Origin of the sequence: Streptococcus sp. HMSC077D04 (assembly GCF_001808785.1) — a bacterium.
GTDB lineage: Bacteria > Bacillota > Bacilli > Lactobacillales > Streptococcaceae > Streptococcus > Streptococcus mitis_BX.
This window is the reverse complement of sequence record NZ_KV794527.1, coordinates 1-20,776: the sequence shown is the minus strand read 5'-3', so window position 1 is coordinate 20,776 and position 20,776 is coordinate 1. Positions and strand designations below refer to the sequence as shown.

The window sequence follows — 20,776 nt, the reverse complement described above, 5'->3', positions numbered from 1 at the left end:
GAATTAACACTCAAAATCTTAAACATTAAAGCTTTCAGTCAATTGAGGTACCACTTGTTTCTTACGTGAAACGGCACCAGCAAGGAAGGCATGATTGTTTTCAAGTTTGAAGTTGAAGGCTGCTTCAACCTTGTCCATATTGGCACCAAGAGCCAAGATTTCTGAGTTTGAGTTGACGATATCTGTAATCATCAAGACAAAGTCAGAGTAACCGTTTGCTTCGTTAGCAGCTTGCATTGCAGCTTCGATTTCTGCTTGGCGTTCCAATACTTCAGCGATGTCAACTGTGTTTACTTGAGCAACACGGACATTATTTCCGTTCAATTCAAAAGTCTTAGCATCGATGTCAATCAATTCGTCAGCAGATTTGCTAGCCAAGTTTGTACCAGCTTTCAACATAGCTAAACCATATTCTTCCAAGTTTACACCAGCCAATTCAGCCAATTCAGGAGCAATGACTTTATCTGTTGGATGTGTTGTTGGTGATTTCAAAAGAAGGGTATCTGAAATCAAACCTGAAAGCATCAAGCCAGCAATCTCTTTAGGAACAGCTACACCATGTTCTTTAAACATACGGTAAACGATTGAAGACGCTGATCCAACTGGCTCCAAACGCATGTAAAGTGGGCTTGCAGTTTCAAAGTTAGCCACGCGGTGGTGGTCTACAACACCATAAACTTCTACTTCAGCGATATCTGATACAGATTGTTGGAATTCATTGTGGTCAGTTAGGATAACTTGCTCTGCACCTTCTGCTTTGGCAGAAGTGATAACACGCGGTGCTTCTACACCAAAATAGTTCAAGACAAAGGCTGTTTCTTCATTTGGAGTTCCAAGTGCAACAGCTTCCGTATCCAAACCGTATGCTTCTTTTGCAAGGTAGGCAAAGGCTACAGATGACCCGATGGCATCTGAGTCTGGATTTTGGTGACCAAATACTAGAATCTTAGACATGATAATACCTCATTTTGTTTATTCTCTTTATTGTAGCATTTTTTTCGCTTTTTGACAAAAGTAAGAGGAGTCAAAGGACTCCCCACGATTCTTCAAAATAACTGAGTAAATTTCTATCTTGATTTTCAGATAAAAATCTTTCTTTCTGCGGCCTCTTCTTACGCTTGAGAAGGGCTTCAGCCGACATGGCTTCTTCCTTACTGGCAAAACCTTGAGCATAGATGAGTTTGACTGGCAAGCGTGCTCGTGTGTATTTGGCTCCCTTCCCACTATTGTGGACAGCGAGGCGTCTTTTCACATCAGTCGTATAGCCTGTATAGTAAGATCCATCACGACACTCCAGCACGTACATGTAAGCCTTATGATCCATAATAAATCTCTTCGAGTTCCGGCGTATAAGAACCATCATCATTGTGGACAATGAGAGGTGGCAAGACCTTAAAGCCACTTGTCGAGCCATCCTTGATAGCCTCAATCAAAAGCATATTGGCTTCCTTTTCTCTTTTTGGATAAACAAACTGCAGGCGCTTAGGGGCTAGATTATGACGTTGTAAGCTGTTCAAGATATCTAAAAGTCGATCAGGACGATGAACCATAGCCAAGCGCCCATTAGATTTAAGAATACTCTGGGCACTGCGACAGATTTCCTGCAAATTGGTCGTGATTTCATGTCGCGCCAAGAGATAATGTTCGCTCTCGTTCAAGTTTGAATGAGTATCCACCTTGAAATAGGGTGGATTACACAAAATCATATCCACCTTACTTCCCTGTATACGAGAAGGCATATTTTTCAAATCATCACAGATAACCTCCATCTGCTCTTCTAAACCATTCAAACGGACAGAGCGTTCAGCCATATCTGCCAAACGCTCCTGAATCTCAACAGCCAAAATCTGTGCCTGAGTACGAGTGCTAGCAAATAGCCCCACTGCTCCATTTCCAGCGCAGAAATCCACTATCAAGCCCTTCTTAGGAAAACGTGGAAAACGTGACAAGAGAACACTATCCACCGAATAGCTAAAAACCTCTCTATTTTGAATGATTTTAATATCTGTCGAAAAGAGCTGGTTAATGCGCTCTCCTGATTTTAATAATTGTTCTTCTTCCATGGTCTTATTATAGCAAATTTATGTTAACATTACAAAAGATAGAGATTTCTAACTAGTGCTTCTGATTCTTCAAATGTTGAAGGGCTTCCTTGGTCCAAATTGGCATCATTCGTTTAAGAGGCGCAAAGCCGTAGTTAAAACGGTCGCTTGAAAAACGTCTCCGTCTCGGAAACTGGTGCTTTTCTTCCTCCAAAGTGCGGATAGAAAGGCTGGCTTTCCCTGTAAATTCATCTAAATCCACTACTTGAACCTGAACCTCTTCATCGACTTTCAAGGCTTCCTGGATATTTTCAATAAAGCCTGTCCGAATCTCTGAAATGTGAATCAGCCCCGTATCACCCGTCTCTAGCTCAACAAAGGCACCGTAGGGCTGAATCCCTGTAATACGGCCCTTTAGCTTATCACCGATTTTCATCTTAGTCCTCGATTTCAATTGTTTCAATCACGACATCTTCAACTGGCTTGTCCATAGCCCCTGTCTCAACAGAAGCAATGGCATCCAAGACAGCGTAAGACGCTTCATCAGCTAGCTGACCAAAAACAGTATGACGGCGGTCTAAATGAGGAGTTCCACCTTGGTTGGCATAGATTTCTGCGATTGGTTCTGGCCAACCACCGCGAGCAATTTCTTTCTTAGAATAAGGCAAATGTTGATTTTGCACGATAAAGAACTGGCTGCCGTTGGTATTTGGACCAGCATTGGCCATAGAAAGGGCACCACGGACGTTGTAAAGTTCTTCTGAGAATTCATCCTCAAATGATTCACCGTAGATTGACTCGCCACCCATACCAGTACCAGTTGGGTCTCCACCTTGAATCATAAAGTCCTTGATAATACGGTGGAAAATGACACCATCATAATAGCCATCTTTTGAAAGAGCAACAAAGTTAGCCACTGTTTTAGGAGCATGTTCAGGGAAGAGCTTGATACGCAAGTCTCCGTGATTGGTCTTAATAGTCGCAAGAGGGCCTTCTACTGTTTCAATGTCTACTTGTGGGAAATGCAATTCTTTTTCTACCATACCAAATCCTTCTAAGGCATCAAAAATGCCATCTTCTTCTAGTGTTTTTGTTATATAATCTGCTTTTTCTTTGATATTATCATGAGAAATTCCCATGGCAACGCTGATTCCAGCATAATCAAAGAGTTCCAAGTCATTCAGCCCATCTCCAAAAACCATGACGTTCTCTGGTTTCAAACCTAGGTGTTCCACAACCTTTTCCACACCCGTCGCTTTGGAGCCTGAAATCGGCACAATATCAGACGAATGTTGATGCCAACGAACCATGCGAAGTTTATCAGAGAGACTGTCAGGCAAGTGCAAGTCATCTCCTTTATCTTCAAAAGTCCACATTTGATAGATATCTTCTTTTTCATGAAAATCAGGATCTACATCTAAATCAGGGTAAATTGGATTGATTGCTTCACTAATCATATCGGTGCGAGTCGATAACTTGGCATCATGGCTCCCAACCAAACCATACTCAATTCCCTCTTGCTTGGCCCAAGAGATATACTCCTCAACATCTGACTTCTCAATCTGATGTTGATAAATAACCTGACCTTTTTTATCTTCGATATAGGCCCCATTTAAGGTCACAAAAAAGTCAGGCTTGAGCTCACGAATCTCCGGGACGACACCAAAAATCCCTCGTCCAGAAGCAATACCTGTCAAAATTCCTTTCCCACGTAATTGCTCAAAAACAGTTGGGATTGAAGCTGGAATAAAACCTGTCTTTGAATTCCGCAATGTATCATCAATATCAAAAAAGACAATCTTGATTTTCTTTGCCTTGTATCTTAATTTGGCATCCATCTCACTACCTCTTTCAATCTAACTCTTTCCATTATACCATAAAGTAGAGAAATCCCCTATTTTCAAAAAGTTTCCAGTTTTATTGTAAGTCCTTGGATAAGTATAAAACTAAATCATTATCATTTTGACAACTTGCACCCATTTCTAGCGGTTTATTTCTATACCACACACCTGTCCCATCTGGAATATAACCTCGTTTGATATACAATCTCTGGGCAGGGCCATAGCCTAAGTGCAAACCTACACCAAGAGTGATCTTACTCGAAACAAACTTGACTCGTTTTTCTGCTTCTTCTAGCAGTTGATTCCCAATCCCTTGATTTCGAAAAGGCTCAAACACATTAAAATCTGATAATTCTGGATAGACTTCTGCAAAAGGACCATGTTTAGCAGAGGGCAAAATGGTAACGTAGCCCGCTACAGCACCATCAATCTCTGCAACTAAGACTTCTCTCTCACCACTTTCCTGTTCCAGAAAATATCTAGCCAAAATCTCCTCTCTACCGGGCCAACCTTGATTCATAAATCCATGAGATAAGGATTCAATATCAGACTTAATCATATTTCTAATCGTACAATTCATCTTTGACTTACCCACCTTTACTCTTTCTATTACCATTATAGCACGCCAAGGTCAGAAAAAACTATCTCGTGAAAAAAACCAACCGGGCTTTAATTCGCTTTCTTATTTTCAAGATCATGAAAAAGAGGTCCACTGGACCTCAACTCGCTCTTTCATTTCAAAGCTCGTGAAAAAAAGACCCACCGGGTCTTTTTTTTAATCTTCGTTTACGAAAGGCATCAAAGCCATTACGCGAGCGCGTTTGATAGCTGTTGTTACTTTACGTTGGTTTTTAGCTGAAGTTCCTGTTACACGACGAGGAAGGATTTTCCCACGTTCTGAAACGAAACGGCTAAGAAGCTCAGTATCTTTGTAATCAACATATTCAATTTTGTTTGCTGCGATGTAATCAACTTTTTTACGGCGTTTGAATCCGCCACGACGTTGTTGAGCCATGTTTTTTCTCCTTTATAATTTTAGTTGTCCATTAGAATGGTAAATCATCATCTGAAATATCCAATGGATTTGTTGCTCCAAATGGATTTTCATCACGTGAAAAGTCTGGTACTGAATTTGTAGGCGCTGAATAGTTTGCAGTTGGTGCAGAATAAGCTCCACCTGTGTGACCCTCACGCACACTACGGCTTTCCAACATTTGGAAATTCTCAGCCACGACCTCTGTCACGTAGACACGTTGTCCTTGCTGGTTATCGTAACTACGAGTCTGGATACGACCTGTCACCCCGATAAGTGAGCCTTTTTTAGCCCAGTTAGCAAGGTTTTCAGCCTGTTGGCGCCACATAACGACATTGATAAAATCAGTCTCACGTTCGCCATTTTGACTCTTAAATGTACGGTTTACTGCAAGAGTAAAAGTCGCAACTGCTACATTTGATGGGGTATAACGCAACTCAGCGTCACGTGTCATACGCCCTACAAGTACAACATTGTTAATCATAGTTTACCTTCTTACGCGTCAGTTTTGACGATCATGTGACGAAGAATGTCAGCGTTGATTTTTGAAAGACGGTCAAACTCTTTAAGAGCTGCATCGTCGTTTGCTTCAACGTTAACGATGTGGTAAAGTCCTTCACGGAAATCTTTGATTTCGTATGCAAGACGGCGTTTTTCCCAAGATTTTGATTCAACAACAGTTGCACCGTTGTCAGTCAAAATAGAGTCAAAACGTGCTACCAAAGCGTTTTTAGCTTCTTCTTCAATGTTTGGACGAATGATATAAAGAATTTCGTATTTAGCCATTGATATGTTCCTCCTTTTGGTCTAATGACCCCAAGACTTTGCAAGGGGTAAGTGAGGTTCGCTCACAATAAACTATTATACTAGAAAACATTTTTTTACGCAAGTAAAAACACCGAAATATAAAAAGAAGATGACGAATCATCTTCTCAAAAAATATAACTCTATAGAGAGTGATTAATATTTTAGTATTTATCAAACTATAGAGATTACGGATCCGTTTTACTGATTTTTACCAAAGACATCTCGATAGAGCATTCCTGTTCGTAAACTCTCTGCGTCTCCTCCTAATTGCTCCACCAACTCGTAGGCAAAGGCAAGGGCTGTTGAAGGGCCTCGACTGGTTGTCAATTGACCATCTACCACTACTGTTTCCTTGACGTAGTGACCATCAAGGATTTTCTCTTGAACGCCGTCATAACAAGTGTACTGCTTGTTTTTCAATAGCCCTGCTTGATTGAGAGCAATTGGTGCAGCACAAATGGCTGCCAGTTTCTTCCCTTCTTGCTCAAAGCTTTGCAACTCTTGAACCAAGGCCTGATTGTCCCGCAAATGTGCAGAACCAGGCATGCCACCAGGAAGGACAACCATATCATAGTCTGATAAATCACCATCAAAGACACGATCTGCTCTTACTTGGATTGCATGCGAACCCATCACTTGCTCTTCAAAACCAACCATATCACAAGTGATATTTGCACGACGCAAAACATCCACAACTGTCAAAGCTTCAATTTCTTCAAAGCCCTGAGCTAACATAACTGCTACTTTTACCATGATTTTCTCCTTATTTGATTTGTTTTAAAACAACCTTTTTCCGCTTGAATGGAACTTTTCCGCTCTTTTCTTCAGCTAGATTGGTCTGGTAACTCATCGATAAAAGTAAGCCCACACCAATCAGATTACTGATAATAGCCGATCCCCCTTGAGAAATGAAAGGCAAGGGAATACCAGTCAAGGGAAGCAAGCCAGTAACAGCACCAATATTCTCAAAGATATGGAAGAGTAACATCATAATCAAACCTGTGGAAATATAGGTATAGAACTGGTTATTTGATTTAAGAGTAATCTTCAACATACGATAAATCAGCATGAGATAAAGGGCGATAACAAGGACGGAGCCAATAAAGCCAAAATCTTCTGCTATAACCGTGAAAATCATATCCGACTCTCGAACTGGAATAAGCAGATTAGAAGCATTAAAACCCTGTCCAAACAAGCCACCGCTTCCAATGGCAATCTGTCCTTGAGCCTGCTGATAGGTCGTTGTTTGAGCAAAGTCAAATGGATTGAGCCAAGCCAAAATACGGTTGATTTGGTAGGTCGGCATTCCCAGTTGATGGAGAAAAGCCCGACCGTCCTTGCTGATAAAAATAGCTAAGAAACCAGCAATTCCAGTTACAGCAGTCACAAATACTGGGATAATAATTTTCCAAGAAACCCCCGATAATAAAACGATTCCTGAGAAAATGGCTACAAAAACCAAAGCCGTCCCTAAGTCACTTTGAAGTGCCAAAAGAACTAGGACTGGAATGGTAAAGAGAATCATCCAAAAAATTAACAAAAAGTCCAGCGGAATTGTGCGTCTCCACTCCTTATGTTTTTTGGTAAACTGGACAATCACACGGGCCAACATGAGGATATAGGATATCTTCATAAATTCTGACGGCTGGAACAAGGTAACACCATTTACCGATACCCAGTTTTTGGCACCCGTTGATGCAACTAAACTTGGATTATAAAAGACGATAGGTAAGACCATAAGTCCCAAGCCTAAAATATATAGAAAGGGTGTCACCTTCCAAAGAAATTCTGTATTGAAGAGCATGACCACAAAACCAATTACAAGTCCCAAGGCAATCCAAGCGACCTGCTGCCCTAAAATGGGCAAAATATTATTTGGATAATCATGACTAACGGCAATATAAATAGCCACCACACCGATAACCAGTAGGAAAAATACTGGCAGGAGCAAACTATAATCGACTCTAGAGTCGAAAGAACGTTTCATATATTCACCTTTTCTCTTTCTTAGATTTTTTATTTTTGTTGTTTTGGAGGAAATCAATAACAGTAGAGGTAATCTGTTTTCTATTCACCTCTCTGATAGTTCTTTCCTTAGCTAGAGCTTGTCTAATCTGTTTACCATATCGTTTATGAACAACTCGACTATCCAGTATCACAGCAATGGAAGCTTGTTCCTCTTTTCTAATTGTTCTACCCAAAGCCTGTTTGAGACGAATAATGGCCATTGGCAACTGATAATCATAGAAAGGATTCTTCCCTTCCTGACGCAATTCATGATTTAATTTTCGTGTTAAAGGTTCTTGGGGATTTTGGAAAGGCAATCGAGGAATTACTTGAATAACGCAAGGATGGGTAGAAAAATCAACCCCCTCCCAGAAACTTCCTGTTCCAAGTAATATTTGTCGCTCTCCTTTTTCAAAACGTTTCTTCAGCTGACTGGGTTCCCCATTTTTATATTGGGCTAAATGAGGATGGTCTAGTAAATCTGACACTGCTAACAGTAATTCTTTAGACGTAAATAAAACAAGCAAAGGCTCTTGAAACGCCTGTAAGGAATGGATAACTGATGTAACCTCTTCTGCATAATCTAAAGGAGAATGTTCAGTTACTAAAGGAAAATCATTTACTAATAAAACTTCTTGTTGCTTCTGTTGTAAAGATTCAACTGTAATAAGTGGAGCTTCAGTAAATCCTAATAAGTCCGCTAAAGAAACTCTATTACTGATTTCAAGAGTGGCAGATACGCCAAGCACTCTGCAATCTTCTGGCAATAAATCTGCTAGTAGAAAGCGGCCTTTTTTACTTGAGCAGATTAAGACATCCTTACTAGACTTCTCAGCTGTTGCCAGCCAAAATTCACGGTCTGATGTAAAAAAGCGCGTCATATCTCTATACTCGGGAAGATTTAACTCAGAAAAATGCTGGCGTAAGTTTTCAAGAGAATCCAACCACTTGTCATTCTTAAGTCCTGAGTAAAACTGATCTATCAAATAGCGACATTCAAACCCGATACTCTCAAGCAACCGTCTCTGAATAAGATCTTTTTCTGTTTCCAAGGACTTTTGAACTTGTGTTACTAGAGACTCGAGGAGATAAGACTCTTGGGCGAGGTTTTCAAGGGCAATCAGCATTTTTTGAGCCTCATCTATGATTACCAAGCGATTGTTGACAAACTCTGGATCGTCCTCTAAACGTGTTACCAGATAAGCGTGATTGGTTAACAAAAGGCGACTCGATTTAGCCCTATCTTGGCTACGTTGCCAGAAGTCCTCAGAACTAAATAAACTTTTTTTTGAAAGTTTTCCATCATGTACAAGTTCAGCTAGAAAATGTTGATAACGATACAGCTGCCCGATTTCATCTAAGTCACCTGTTTCTGTCTCTGTTAACCAAATCAAGACTTGCATTTTAAAGCGTGTGAATAGGCGGTTAGACTCTGGCCTATGAAGTACTTTATAAAAATTATCGAGTTTCAAATAATTTTGAGGTCCCTTAAGACTATGAATATCAATATGAAAAGTATCTTTTAATCGCCTTCCTTCTTCTTGCATAATTTGATTTTGAAGAATTTTGGTAGGAACACTTACAAGGATGCCCCCTTCACTTTCCATGCTCAAAGCTGGTAGTAGATAACCATAAGTCTTTCCAAGACCCGTTTGGGCTTGAATAAATGCGGTTTTCTGTTCTTTTAATAACTGCTCAACTTTTTCTGCAAATTCAACTTGCTGAGGACGTTCATCCAAGCCTAACAAGGACATATTTTTAGTGAAATCCTTTGATAGCTTACGTGGTTTTAAAGACTGACTTTTCTTTCTTAGAAAGAGTCCATGGAACTCCATCAAATCGTGAGAAGAAAGGAGGGACTGTCGCTGATATACTTCTTCAATCACTAAATAAGTTTCATAAAGGAGGTTATCCGCAAGATTTAACAAGGTTTCTAAAAGTCCTTTTGGTAACTGAAAAAGTTTTTGACGCATAAAAAGCAAAAGCTCTGCTGTTGCTTGTGCATCAGAGAGAGCGGTGTGGGCGTGGTCTAACTTAATCCCTAACTCTTGACAGAGAATGCCGAGATTGTACTTTTCAAACTGAGGGTACAAAACCTGTGCTAACTCAACGGTATCTACTCGTGGAGTTCTCAATTCATAACCTTCAAAGAATAGGTACTCTGCCAGAAGATTTGCATCAAACTGTACATTGTGCGCGACAAAAACACCATCCTTGACCAGTTCAAAAATCCTTCCAGCTACCTGTGAAAACTCTGGAGCAACTGCCAACCGTTGATCAGTCAAACCTGTCAATTCTTTTATATGAGAATCCAAGGGCTCATGAGGATTGACATCCGTCCCATACTGATCGACGATTTCGCCATTTTCAATCACCACAATACCCACTTGAATAATTTTTGCCTTGCTTCCGGTGCTAGTGGCCTCTAAATCAACAACCACATACCGATCATTTCTCGAATTCATCATTAAAAATTATATCAAAAAAAGCCCTGTTTGACACCCCTCAACTTCGATAGAAAAATCTCTTTGCTTGAAAAAATTTTTATAAAATGTTTGAATAGTATTATACAGAAAAGGAGAAATAGGATGAACCCATTAGATTTGTTTAATCAAGTAAAAGAGCTAATCGAAACAAAAGATTTCGAAGCTGCAAAAACATTTGTTGCAGAAAATCAAGAACAGCTTGGAGAATACTTCTCTCAAGCTCAGCAGTTGATTTCTAGTTCTGAAGGTCTAGATGGCCTCGTTGGAAAGATTAAAGGATTTTTCTAAAAGATATAAAGGCGCCTGAAGCCATCAGGTGCCTTTTTGAGATATTTTTTTCATTATTTTGGGCAGATAAGAGCTGATTTCCGTCGGCAAGACCACATAATGTTCTTGAGATAGTTCTTGGGCTATGGCTGAATGAAGATGGGTTGCCACTGCCACACGTTCGTAGAGACTGGCCTGTCGGAATTGGCCTACAAATCCTGCAATCATCCCAGCCAGAGTATCTCCCATTCCCCCAGTCGCCTGATAGGGACCGCCAACTTGTAACTGGTAATAATAAGATTGGCCAACTTGCCAAATACGAGTAGCTGGACCTTTCTCTACCAAAATTGTTCCTTGAGGGAAGGAAGTTAGGGCACTAGCCGTTGCATCTTCATTTTGCTTTTCAATAGCAATACCAGACAGCTTTTCCCATTCTTTTTGGTGGGGAGTTAGGATAAGCTGGTTAGATGGAAATGACAAACTTGTTCTAGCAAGAATGGTCAGGGCACCACCATCTACAATCAAAATCTGATTCTTTTTTAAGCTGGCAAAAATCTGTTTGACTAGATTTTCTCCAAAAGTATCGTCTTGTAAACCAGGCCCCAGCAAGACAACTTCTGCCTTCTCCAACTGCTCTTTTAACAATTGCTGGTCTTGAAGAGAAAAGGCCATAGATTCTGGTAAATGACTATGCAAAGCTGAGATATTTTCCCTATCTGTTCCAACGGTCACCAAACCAGCACCGCTTTTAACAGCCGCCAAAGCAGCCATGATGATAGCACCACCATAAGGATAAGTCCCACCAAGCAACAGTAGACGGCCATAGTCTCCTTTATGACTGGTACGAGAACGTTCAATAATGACTTTTTCTAATAATGCTTGCTCAATCACTTTCATTGTTTTTTCCTCTCTATTCATTATACTATAAAGTCTATCCACCTTGCATCTTAAATATAAATCTCTTCGTTCATATAGAAAAAGAGGGGACAAAGCCCCTCTACTCTCCTTTCGTCCCAACACGAAAGTAAACGATTCCATTTTCACTAGTAAAGACGGAGAGGCCTAATTGGTCCTCTCCATCTATTCGACTCATTTATCGATTCATTTTTTATCTTCTACCAATCTATACAAATAGAATGGTATTAGGCGCATAGACTAGTCTTCTTTGCGTTTTGCAGTTAATAAAGCTGCTGATAAGGCCAAGGTAACACCTGCCAAGAAAATAGCTGTTTCTGACTGTTTTTCACCAGTTTCTGGCAATCTCTTGTCTTCCTTGGCAACTTGAACTGGTACTTCTGGAGTCTGAGCTTTTTCTAACGAACTTAGTTTAAACTCTGGTTTTTCTACTGTCGGTGCTGGTTGATTACCTACTGTAGCTAGAATACCACGGTACTCTGGAAGTTTATGTTCTAGAGCCATTACAGCATTAACACCACCCTTAAATTCAGGTTTCTCAACACTTGGTACTACTTGATCTCCTACTGTGGCTAGAATTCCTGTGTATTCTGGAACTTCGTTTACTGCTGCTTCTACAAAGTTAGCACCACCTTTGAATTCTGGAACTTCGTTTACTGCCGCTTCTACAAAGTTAGCACTGCCTTTGAATTCTGGAACTTCATTGACTGGCGCAGGTTCCTCACCCTTACTATTTGAAATAAATGGTTTTACTCCTACCTCGATAATACGATTTTGAGCTTTTCTTTGTTCAGAATGAACAAGAGTTCTATTAGTTCCTGATACTTGAATATAGTCAACTTTTTCTCCAGCTTGTCCTTCAGAAACTACACGACGTTGACCTTGAGCAAGTTCAGGGTTTTCACGAATAACTTCTTTAAACGGAAGTGGAGTCTTTTCAATTTCTAAACTTGGAGTTTCTGCTACTAAGTTCTTAACGCCTTCTGTCGGTGTTGTTTGGAAGGTAGACTTAAAGTGTAAACGATATTCTTTCACCAGATTTCCATCTTTGGAAACAAGACGAACAAGTGTTGGAAGATTTGTATTTCCATGATCCACTATTGTGACTACTCCATGTCCACTAGTTGTCGCAGTGACTTTTGGTTTAGTTCCCATTGTTGTTAGGGTGTACTCTGTCACATTTGGATCAAAGTTTTCCAATGCTTTTCCATCGATCGAAATAGTCGCTGATGGTGTTTCGACTTCTGCTCCCTTGCCTGCAGAGTAGGCTGTAAATTCTACAAGTGCTAGACCATTAGTAGTAGACTTACGAGTCATTCGAGCACGAATAGCTGTTGTTTGAACCGGATCAAAGTTAAACTCGATTGGTTTGCCAGCTACTAATTCTCCAGAAGCTTTGTAAGAAATTGGTGCCCAATTTTCTGCCTTGTTGAATGGATGATCAGCATTTTCTTCATAACGAGAAATCGTACTTGGTTCTGTAAAGGCAGGACCAATATATCTTTCTAGAACCATTTTCTCTGGGGCATCTGTTCCACTATCTTTAAAGAACTGAATGGCTACTTTTCCAATAGATTGGGAGGCAATTTTACCGTCCTTCTTAAAGAGTAGTCCGACAGAAGTTTCTTGATTTTTCGGAGTACGAGACCAGTTTGTCCAACGTCCTTCTTCATTGTATTTTCCATCATTGATATAGAAAATTCGATCATGTGAAGCTGCTTGTGTATCGTTCGTTGTTGAAGCAAAGGCTTTAGAATCCGTTTCATTGTTGCTTGGATTTTCTGAAATGACTTGATTTCCTTTAGAAACAACTGTCACCTGCATTTTAGTGGTTAGATTTGTACCAATGACATGACCAGTAATTTCAAATGTTCCCTCATGCTCTGTTGCATGTTGAGGAATAGCATCCCACTTCACTGCAAGTTTAGCTGTAGTCCAAGTAGTTGAAGTTGGATAATAAACAGTGACTTCTGATGGAAGTTGAAGGGTATCTCCGAGCTTCAAAGTAGTTGCACCATTTTCAGCTGCTAAAGGTAGACTTGTATCTTTTTCATCATTACGGTAGATCCGATATTCTTTTAAAATAGTGCCATCTTCAGCCTTCAAAATAAGACGTGTCGCACCTTTTGGACTGGTTGCCGGAACAAGAGTAACCAAACCATTGTTGCTAGCTGTTGCAGTGATTTCTTTGCTAGATTGAGGAATATAATAATCTGTTTTCGATGGATTAAAGTGTTCAAGATCCTTGCCATCTACTTTGATAGAAATATCTGAACTTGTTTCACTTAAGACCTTGTTTCCAAGGACAGTTAGCTCTGTCAGACCAACTCCTGCAGTACCTTCAGCCTTTTTCATTCGAAGACGAACAGCATAGGTTTCTACCTTGTCAAAGGTAAAGTGATTGGTTTGAGTTGCAGATAGCTGGCTTGGAGCATGTAAGTTTTCAACTGCCTTCCAGTTGGATGGATTATTAAATGGATGATTAGTATCACGCTGAGCATTGCTGACATCACTTGGTAAATCTGGAATTTCTTTACCTACATAATATTCAACTACATATTCTTTTGGAAGACCAATTGCTCCATCAGTATAGAAATCAACCGACAAATTGTTGACAAAACGTTTCGTCAAATCTCCTGAATTACCAAACAAGATAGAAGCCCAGTCATTATCAGTATTTGTTCTCCAAGTAGTCCATCTATTTTTAGCATCTGTTGGCGTTCTTGACACAGTCAGGTCGTTCAAGGTATTAGCTGAATCATCTCCTCCTGTATTGGACACAATGGCAGCTGGCAATTGCGAACCTGTCCATTGTTTAGAGATATTATTTCCAGCAACCACTTGACTAGACACTCGAACATGAGCTTTAGTTGTAAGATTGCTACCTACTAAACGACCATTGATTTCATAGACCCCTTCAGTTTGACTAAAGTTGGCTGGAACCTGTTCCCAAACCACATCTTTGTAGATAGTTGTTCCGTTAGAATGGTAAGCACGAACATTAGCTGGCAATTGAACTGTCTCACCCTTAGGTACTGTGAGGCTGACTTCCTCTGCAACTTGTAAGCCTTCAACTGTCACCGTTGCTTGAGCTTCAATGTCTGTGCCTTCTACATGTCCTTTAAGGGTAAAGCTATGATAGCGACCCAATTCTTTTTCATCTACCTTGTCCCAAGTTACAGATACTTTGCGTGGCAAGCCCTTATCAAATTCTGCCCCAACTTCTTTAGGTAGATTCGGTTGCTGATTAATGTCTGTAGAAATAGATACAGGATGAAGTTTCACAATCTTCTTGCTGACTTTATTTTCTTTAATCACTACTTCAGTAGTTACAGATTCTGTTTTCGCTGTTTGATTATCAATTCGAGGTGTCAAAGCCACTCTTCCCTTAGTATAGAGCAATAGATTCTGACCATTTACCTCAAGATGCCCACCATCAGATGATTTAGCTTCTAGGTGAATATCTGAAGCTGAAAATTCTGTTTGAGAACCATCCTCATAACTACCAATGACACGATAAGTTAAGACCTGATCTTCAGTAGCAGTTTCTTTTCCTTCCACAACTACTTCTAAACGTTTCAAGGCAGGAGCTTCCTTAACAAACTGAATTAGGTAAGTTTGAACCAAGTCACCCTTTTGGTCACTCAAGAAGACCGAGGCCTGATAACCATTATCAGCAGAAGCTTGCTGAACAGTTACTTGATAACCAGTAGTCTGAGCCCCAACACTTGGAATTGTTCCAGTGTAAGGAAGGGATACACGGTAATAAGTCTTGCCAGACTCGAAGTTCTCAAGAGCTTTATCCTCAACAGTAAGTCCTGTAATGCTACTTGTTGTTTCCTTACTGCTTGCGATAAAGGTTGCCGTAACTTCATGGCCATCATCTACTAATTTACCAGTAGCTTCCGTACGTCCTCCTTCCTTGGTCAAAGCAGCAGGATCTTTCAAAGTCCAAGAAACAACATCTGTATCGATCAAACTACCATCTGTCAGAACAGCTGTGACTGTTTTATCCAAATCTGCTGCAGTTGTACCAACTGGTACTGTAGCAACTTTTGGTAACCATCTATCTAAGGCAATCACTTTTACAAGTGCCTCAGCTCTGGTTTCCAAACCTTCTACACGTCCAGATACTTTTTTCTCACCTGCGCTTGTAAGCAAGTCAGCTGGCACATCCCATGTTACAGTCTTTTCCTCAACACTACCGTCGCTATAAATAGCTGTTACTGTTTGAGGCAATTCAGGATTTGTAGTCACGTCAGTTGTTGCTTTTACAGGAGCAAAGGCTACAAAGTGACGGTTTTCTTTCTTACCAGACACAGTTGCGACCGTTGCGCTATCAGATGTCAAGCCAGCAGAATCTGCATAAAGAGTAAATTTACCTTCTTTTTCTGTTGATTTTACAATGACAACTCCTTTACCATTGAAAGCACGTCTTTGCCATGTTCCATCCGCTTGAGCTTTGTAGCGCTCACGGCTAGCTTGTTCTCCATTATCCACACCAACAATTTGTCCCTGACCATGAAGATTGAAATGAACAAGATTATTCGCTGTCGGAACCACATTCCCATCGCCATCAACAATTTCGTAATGGATGTAGGATAGGTCTTTCCCATCTGCAGTGATAACATGCTCTTCTTTAGTCAGACGAACTCTTGCTGGTTCACCTGCAGTTGTCACACTATCACGCGCAATTTCGTTACCATTTTCATCTCGAGCAATCGCAGTCAGTGTGCCTGGTTGATATTTTACAAGCCACTCAAGATACAATTCACTTGGTTTAGCCCCCTCATGATATGGACGTCCATCTTCTGTCCTTTTCTTAGTAAATTCCTTTTTACCAAGCGACTCACCATTTAAGAACAATTCGACACTTGCAGCATTTGAGAAGGTACGAACTGGAACCTTTCCATCGACCAGCATCTTGCGATCCTTAAGAGTCTCTTCAGTCCAGTTCCAATGCGGTAAAATTCGGACAGTTGGCTTTTCTTTAGCACTATACCATTCACTACGGTAAAGGTAAAAATCATTCTTCGGTAAACCAGCCGTATCAATGATACCAAAGTAAGAACTCTTCACAGGTGTATTATCTTGGTTATGCCATGGAGTTGGTTCCCCAATATAATCAATACCTGTCCAGATAAATTGTCCAGCATAGCCAGCACGATCACGGTCAAAAGTCCATGACTCAGTAGCTGTTCTTCCCCACCCAACACGGTCATTACCATAATCAGATTGTTCATAGTGACGATTTGGACGGTTATCGTGTCCAAGGATTTGAGCAGGATTGTAATAAGAATCACGCGTTCTAGTAGCTGAAGAGGTTTCAGAACCATAAATAAGCCAGTCTGGATGCGCTCTACGAACCGCATCATAAAAACGTTCACCATAGTTCATACCGACAGCATCCATGATTTCTGCAACTTTTAAGAAATCACCTGTTGCTGCACGACTAAATTTATTCTCACCCATGGTGACATAACGTTCAGTATCAATTGCCTTGATAATAGCCTTCAGACGTTTAGCTGTCTCGATAGAACGAGGACTACCATTTGCCTCTTCTACCTCATTTCCAAGAGACCACATGACGATAGACGGATTGTTCTTATCACGTTCTACCATTGTTCTAAGATCAAAATCAGACCACTTCTCACCCTTCTTAGCTTCAGGATGAGTTGCATCTTGATCAAAGAACCGTCCATAGTCGTAAGTCTTCTTGCCACCATACCAAGTATCAAAAGCTTCCTCTTGAACCAAAAGACCTAAACTAGCTGCAGCATCAAGCAACTGAGGACTAGCTGGATTGTGGGTTGTTCGAATAGAGTTAACCCCCATATCTTTCAGGAGTTTTAATTTCCGATAAGTAGCCTTATAATTCTCTTCTGCACCCAAGGCTCCATTGTCATGGTGAATACTTACTCCGTGGAATTTCATGCGTTCACCATTCAGAGAGAAACCATCCTTAGCAGTCCAATTAAAATAACGGTAACCAAATGTATCTTCTGTTACATCAACTAGTTGACCTTCTTTATAAACCTTTGTTTTCAAAACATACAGTTGAGGATGATAACTTTTTGTCGTCCAAAGAGTTGGTTTATTAACTAGGATTGTTTGTCTGAAATCTGCAGTTTCATTTTCTGCTAAATTCTTCGTTTCAGAGCGAACTAATTCTGAGACAACCTTGCCTTCCTTAGTGAAAATCTGTTGTTCCACAAAGACTTTAGCAGCCTTCTTATCCGTATTTTTAATCTTACTTTGAACCTGTGTTTCAACATTCCCTTCTTTTTGCTCGGCAAGTTTTGGAGTAGTGATATGATTACCATTTTCGGCAACATGGACTTTATCACGATAACTAAGAGTTACATCACGATAAATTCCACTTCCTGAATACCAACGACTACTTGGTTGCTTATTGGTCACTTGAACAGTAATTGAATTTTCACTACCATCCTTGTTTAAAAATTCTGTGATATCATATGAAAAATGATTATAGCCACTTGGATAATGTCCTACAAATTTACCATTTACATAGACCTTTGAATCCATGTAAACCCCATCAAAATTGATACGAACATCCTTATTCTTGTCTGCTTCATTTAATGTGAAAGTCTTACGATACCAGGCTGTTCCACCATTTAACTGGCCACCTTCATTACGCGCGGGAGACTTATGGTCGAAATCAAAATAAATGCTCCAATCATGTGGAAGATTCAATTTAGACCAATCATGAACATCCACATCTTTTTTTGAAAAATCTCCTTGGGCATTTAGTTTAAAATACCAATCTTTATTAAAATCTTGTTTTCGATCCGATAATAGTTGTTTTTCCTTTTCAACTTCAGCTTTGTTTGACTCTCCAGATAGTGCTTGCGATTTTTCAGAAGAAGGTTTGATCTCTGTGTCTGCTTTCACTTGGTCCTTTTCAGAATTTTTTTTAGAATCCTCTTTCAGTTCTGTTCCAGATGTTGATGCAGATTCAACAGGCTTTGGATTTGCCTCTTCAGATTTCTGTTTGTCCTCAGCCTTGGTTCCTTCTTCTACTTTATTTGGAGTTTCCACTTTAGGGCTAGCTAATTCATGACTACCCTCATTAGCAGGTTTAGTAGGTTCTGTATCCTTAGTAACTTTTCCTCCTTCCGATTCAGCTTTTGGTTTTACAAACTCACGCCCACCATTCTCATCAGCCTTTGCGATAGCAGCTGCCACATCATCGGGAAGCTTATCTAAAGGCTGAGCTTGATGAACAGTTGTTTCTCCTGTTTGAGTATTGGATGAAGCCACTTCCTCAGCTTGTACAGCTGAAATGCCAAATATACTAGCCCCAATCATTACAGATGCCGCACCTATTGCAAATTTACGAATGCTATAATGACAACGTTTATCAAAAAGTCTTTTGTTCATTAAAATCCTCATTTCTTTTTCTTGATACAAAGTAAGCGCTTACTTTATTTTGAAAAACGACCTCCTTCTGAATACACAAACACGTACCAAGTTCGATAATATATTTTATATATTAAATATATCAAAACACACCTAAAATTGCAATCATTTTCCATCAATTTAACCTAACAAAATGGTATGCAAGATAAGTTCATTCAAAAGAAATAAGTGCAATGAAAGTAGCTTTCTATTCTAGACTCTTTCCAATACAAATTTCATTCTATTAATAGCATTTTCATACTTCAAATTTATAGTTTATGGACTCATATCATTTTAGACTGCATTATATAAAAAGAAGGTAAAACATTATTCTACCTTCTTTTTTCCTATTTTCTATCCAATGTCCGAAGTGCTGCTTGATAAGTTTGCTCCATCAGCATGGTAATGGTCATAGGACCTACACCTCCAGGAACTGGTGTGATGTGGCTAGCAAGTGGGGCAACTGCCTCATAATCAACATCACCACATAGCTTCCCATTTTCATCGCGATTCATCCCAACATCAATGACAACTGCTCCAGGTTTAACAAAGTCAGCAGTCACAAACTTGGCACGACCGATTGCTACCACCAGAATATCTGCTTTAGCAGCCACCTTGGCAAGATTATGAGTCCGTGAGTGAGTCAAAGTCACTGTAGCATTCTTTGCCAAAAGAAGCTGGGCCATGGGTTTTCCGACGATATTGGAACGACCGATGACGACCGCATTTTTACCTTCCAAGTCAATCCCATATTCATGGAACATTTCCATAATCCCTGCAGGTGTCGAAGGAATCATGACTGGATGACCTGACCAAAGACGCCCCATGTTTAGCGGATGAAAACCATCGACATCCTTTTCTGGGTCAATGGCTAATAAAACCGCCTCTTCATCAATATGTTTTGGCAATGGTAACTGGACCAATATCCCGTGCCATTCTGAATCTTGATTGTATTTGGCAATCAAGTTTAACAATTCCTCTTGGGTAATGGTTTCTGGAACTCGGACTACTTCACTACGAAAACCAGCTGCAAGGGCAGAACGTTCCTTATTTCGAACGTAGACTTGGCTGGCAGGGTTGTCCCCAACCAAAATCACCACCAAACCAGGTACTAAACCTGTCTCCTCCTTTAATCTTGCAGTCTTTTCAGCCAGCTGTCCTTGTAACTTAGCTGCTAGAGCCTTCCCATCAATAATCTGTGTCATATCACTTCTCTTTTCTTTCAAATATCTTCCATTATACCAAAAACTGTTAGTCCCCTCTAACACTTCTTTCCTAGGCAATCCTATAGTTTCAAACTATAAGAAAAAGGAGCGGATATTCCATCCAACTCCTTATTCTTATTAGAAAATCTAATTAGATTTAATCTTCTTTTTTCTTACGAGCAAGAAGTCCAAACCCTCCTAGTGCTCCAAGAAGTCCGAGCGATGCTAGACTAGCGCTAGCTTCTGTACCTGTGTTAGGCAACTCTTTTTGACCTTCAACATATTTAGGTGTTTCTTGTTTAGAAGGTTTAGAAGGTTGAGCTGGTTTAGCAGGTTTTTCTACTTCCCTAGGATTTGGAACATAGTTAATTACTGTATCTTGACTTGGATCTGTTGGGATGTTTGGTACTACATATCCTTTTGATGGATCTTTCGGATCAACTGGTTTAAGTGGGTTGCCATCTTTATCTTCTGGAGTGAATCCTGGAACGTATGGTAACACTTCTGTTGGTTGTCCTGGTTTTGTTGGATCTGCTGGATCGTTTGGATACTTGATTGGGCTTGTTGGTTGTCCTGGGATGTTTGGAATCCATGATCCGATTGGTTTGTACACGTATGTTACTGTTGAACCGTCTTTTCCAATCTTACCTTTTGCTTCTCCTTCAACACGAACTAGTAGGTGTCCTGGAATAACTTTTCCACTTGTAGAGTACTCATCTCCCACTTTTCCTTCTGTTGTTTCTGAAGGGATTAA

At 40.2% G+C, this 20,776-nt stretch carries 17 protein-coding genes; 1 reads left to right on the top strand and 16 read right to left on the bottom strand.

Features of this window, described 5'->3' with window-relative positions:
• Window positions 1-18 precede the first annotated feature (18 nt).
• From HMPREF2701_RS03625 to HMPREF2701_RS03570, 12 genes are all read right to left on the bottom strand, one after another.
• A complete protein-coding gene (locus tag HMPREF2701_RS03625) occupies window positions 19-954 on the bottom strand; it encodes a manganese-dependent inorganic pyrophosphatase (RefSeq protein ID WP_061590327.1) in 936 nt (311 codons plus the stop codon).
• Between the two features lie 70 nt (window positions 955-1,024).
• Window positions 1,025-1,324: a GIY-YIG nuclease family protein gene (locus tag HMPREF2701_RS03620; RefSeq protein WP_070482118.1), complete on the bottom strand. Its 300-nt coding sequence runs from the start codon at window positions 1,322-1,324 to the stop codon at window positions 1,025-1,027.
• Complete coding sequence (locus tag HMPREF2701_RS03615) at window positions 1,314-2,063, bottom strand: tRNA1(Val) (adenine(37)-N6)-methyltransferase (RefSeq protein ID WP_049552275.1); 750 nt, start codon at window positions 2,061-2,063, stop codon at window positions 1,314-1,316. Before HMPREF2701_RS03615 ends, HMPREF2701_RS03620 begins: the two co-directional genes overlap by 11 nt.
• 52 nt (window positions 2,064-2,115) lie before the next feature.
• A complete protein-coding gene (locus HMPREF2701_RS03610) occupies window positions 2,116-2,478 on the bottom strand; it encodes a S1 RNA-binding domain-containing protein (RefSeq protein WP_000689605.1) in 363 nt (120 codons plus the stop codon).
• A gap of 1 nt (window position 2,479) precedes the next feature.
• Window positions 2,480-3,880: a bifunctional Cof-type HAD-IIB family hydrolase/peptidylprolyl isomerase gene (locus tag HMPREF2701_RS03605; RefSeq protein ID WP_070482116.1), complete on the bottom strand. Its 1,401-nt coding sequence runs from the start codon at window positions 3,878-3,880 to the stop codon at window positions 2,480-2,482.
• Between the two features lie 79 nt (window positions 3,881-3,959).
• The gene (locus HMPREF2701_RS03600; protein WP_070482114.1) at window positions 3,960-4,463 is read right to left on the bottom strand and encodes a GNAT family N-acetyltransferase; all 504 of its coding nucleotides are present in this window, start codon (window positions 4,461-4,463) and stop codon (window positions 3,960-3,962) included.
• Window positions 4,464-4,658: 195 nt separating this feature from the next.
• On the bottom strand, window positions 4,659-4,898 hold the full coding sequence (gene rpsR / locus HMPREF2701_RS03595) for a 30S ribosomal protein S18 (RefSeq protein ID WP_000068664.1): 240 nt from the start codon (window positions 4,896-4,898) through the stop codon (window positions 4,659-4,661).
• 31 nt (window positions 4,899-4,929) lie between these two features.
• The gene (ssbA, locus tag HMPREF2701_RS03590; protein ID WP_004269791.1) at window positions 4,930-5,400 is read right to left on the bottom strand and encodes a single-stranded DNA-binding protein SsbA; all 471 of its coding nucleotides are present in this window, start codon (window positions 5,398-5,400) and stop codon (window positions 4,930-4,932) included.
• Between the two features lie 11 nt (window positions 5,401-5,411).
• Window positions 5,412-5,702: a 30S ribosomal protein S6 gene (rpsF, locus tag HMPREF2701_RS03585; protein WP_001151778.1), complete on the bottom strand. Its 291-nt coding sequence runs from the start codon at window positions 5,700-5,702 to the stop codon at window positions 5,412-5,414.
• Window positions 5,703-5,921: 219 nt separating this feature from the next.
• Window positions 5,922-6,476 (bottom strand): DJ-1 family glyoxalase III, encoded by a 555-nt coding sequence (locus tag HMPREF2701_RS03580; RefSeq protein ID WP_070482112.1) that lies wholly within the window; start codon window positions 6,474-6,476, stop codon window positions 5,922-5,924.
• A 10-nt stretch (window positions 6,477-6,486) separates the two neighbouring features.
• Window positions 6,487-7,710: an FtsW/RodA/SpoVE family cell cycle protein gene (locus HMPREF2701_RS03575; RefSeq protein WP_070482110.1), complete on the bottom strand. Its 1,224-nt coding sequence runs from the start codon at window positions 7,708-7,710 to the stop codon at window positions 6,487-6,489.
• A 4-nt stretch (window positions 7,711-7,714) separates the two neighbouring features.
• Window positions 7,715-10,195: a bifunctional DnaQ family exonuclease/ATP-dependent helicase gene (locus HMPREF2701_RS03570; protein ID WP_070482150.1), complete on the bottom strand. Its 2,481-nt coding sequence runs from the start codon at window positions 10,193-10,195 to the stop codon at window positions 7,715-7,717.
• Window positions 10,196-10,318: 123 nt separating this feature from the next.
• On the opposite strand from HMPREF2701_RS03570, the gene HMPREF2701_RS03565 reads away from it, so the two are divergent.
• Window positions 10,319-10,504: a hypothetical protein gene (locus tag HMPREF2701_RS03565; RefSeq protein WP_070482108.1), complete on the top strand. Its 186-nt coding sequence runs from the start codon at window positions 10,319-10,321 to the stop codon at window positions 10,502-10,504.
• Between the two features lie 24 nt (window positions 10,505-10,528).
• On the opposite strand, the gene HMPREF2701_RS03560 is transcribed toward HMPREF2701_RS03565, so the two are convergent.
• The 4 genes from HMPREF2701_RS03560 to HMPREF2701_RS03545 form a co-directional block, all read right to left on the bottom strand.
• Entirely contained in the window at window positions 10,529-11,380 is an 852-nt protein-coding gene (locus HMPREF2701_RS03560) for an NAD(P)H-hydrate dehydratase (RefSeq protein WP_070482105.1), read from the bottom strand.
• A gap of 258 nt (window positions 11,381-11,638) precedes the next feature.
• Entirely contained in the window at window positions 11,639-18,799 is a 7,161-nt protein-coding gene (locus HMPREF2701_RS03555; protein ID WP_070482104.1) for an SIALI-17 repeat-containing surface protein, read from the bottom strand.
• 365 nt (window positions 18,800-19,164) lie between these two features.
• Complete coding sequence (locus tag HMPREF2701_RS03550) at window positions 19,165-20,022, bottom strand: bifunctional methylenetetrahydrofolate dehydrogenase/methenyltetrahydrofolate cyclohydrolase (RefSeq protein WP_049510683.1); 858 nt, start codon at window positions 20,020-20,022, stop codon at window positions 19,165-19,167.
• A gap of 157 nt (window positions 20,023-20,179) precedes the next feature.
• A partial coding sequence (locus HMPREF2701_RS03545) for a MucBP domain-containing protein (protein WP_148130509.1) occupies window positions 20,180-20,776 on the bottom strand: 597 nt, incomplete at its 5' end.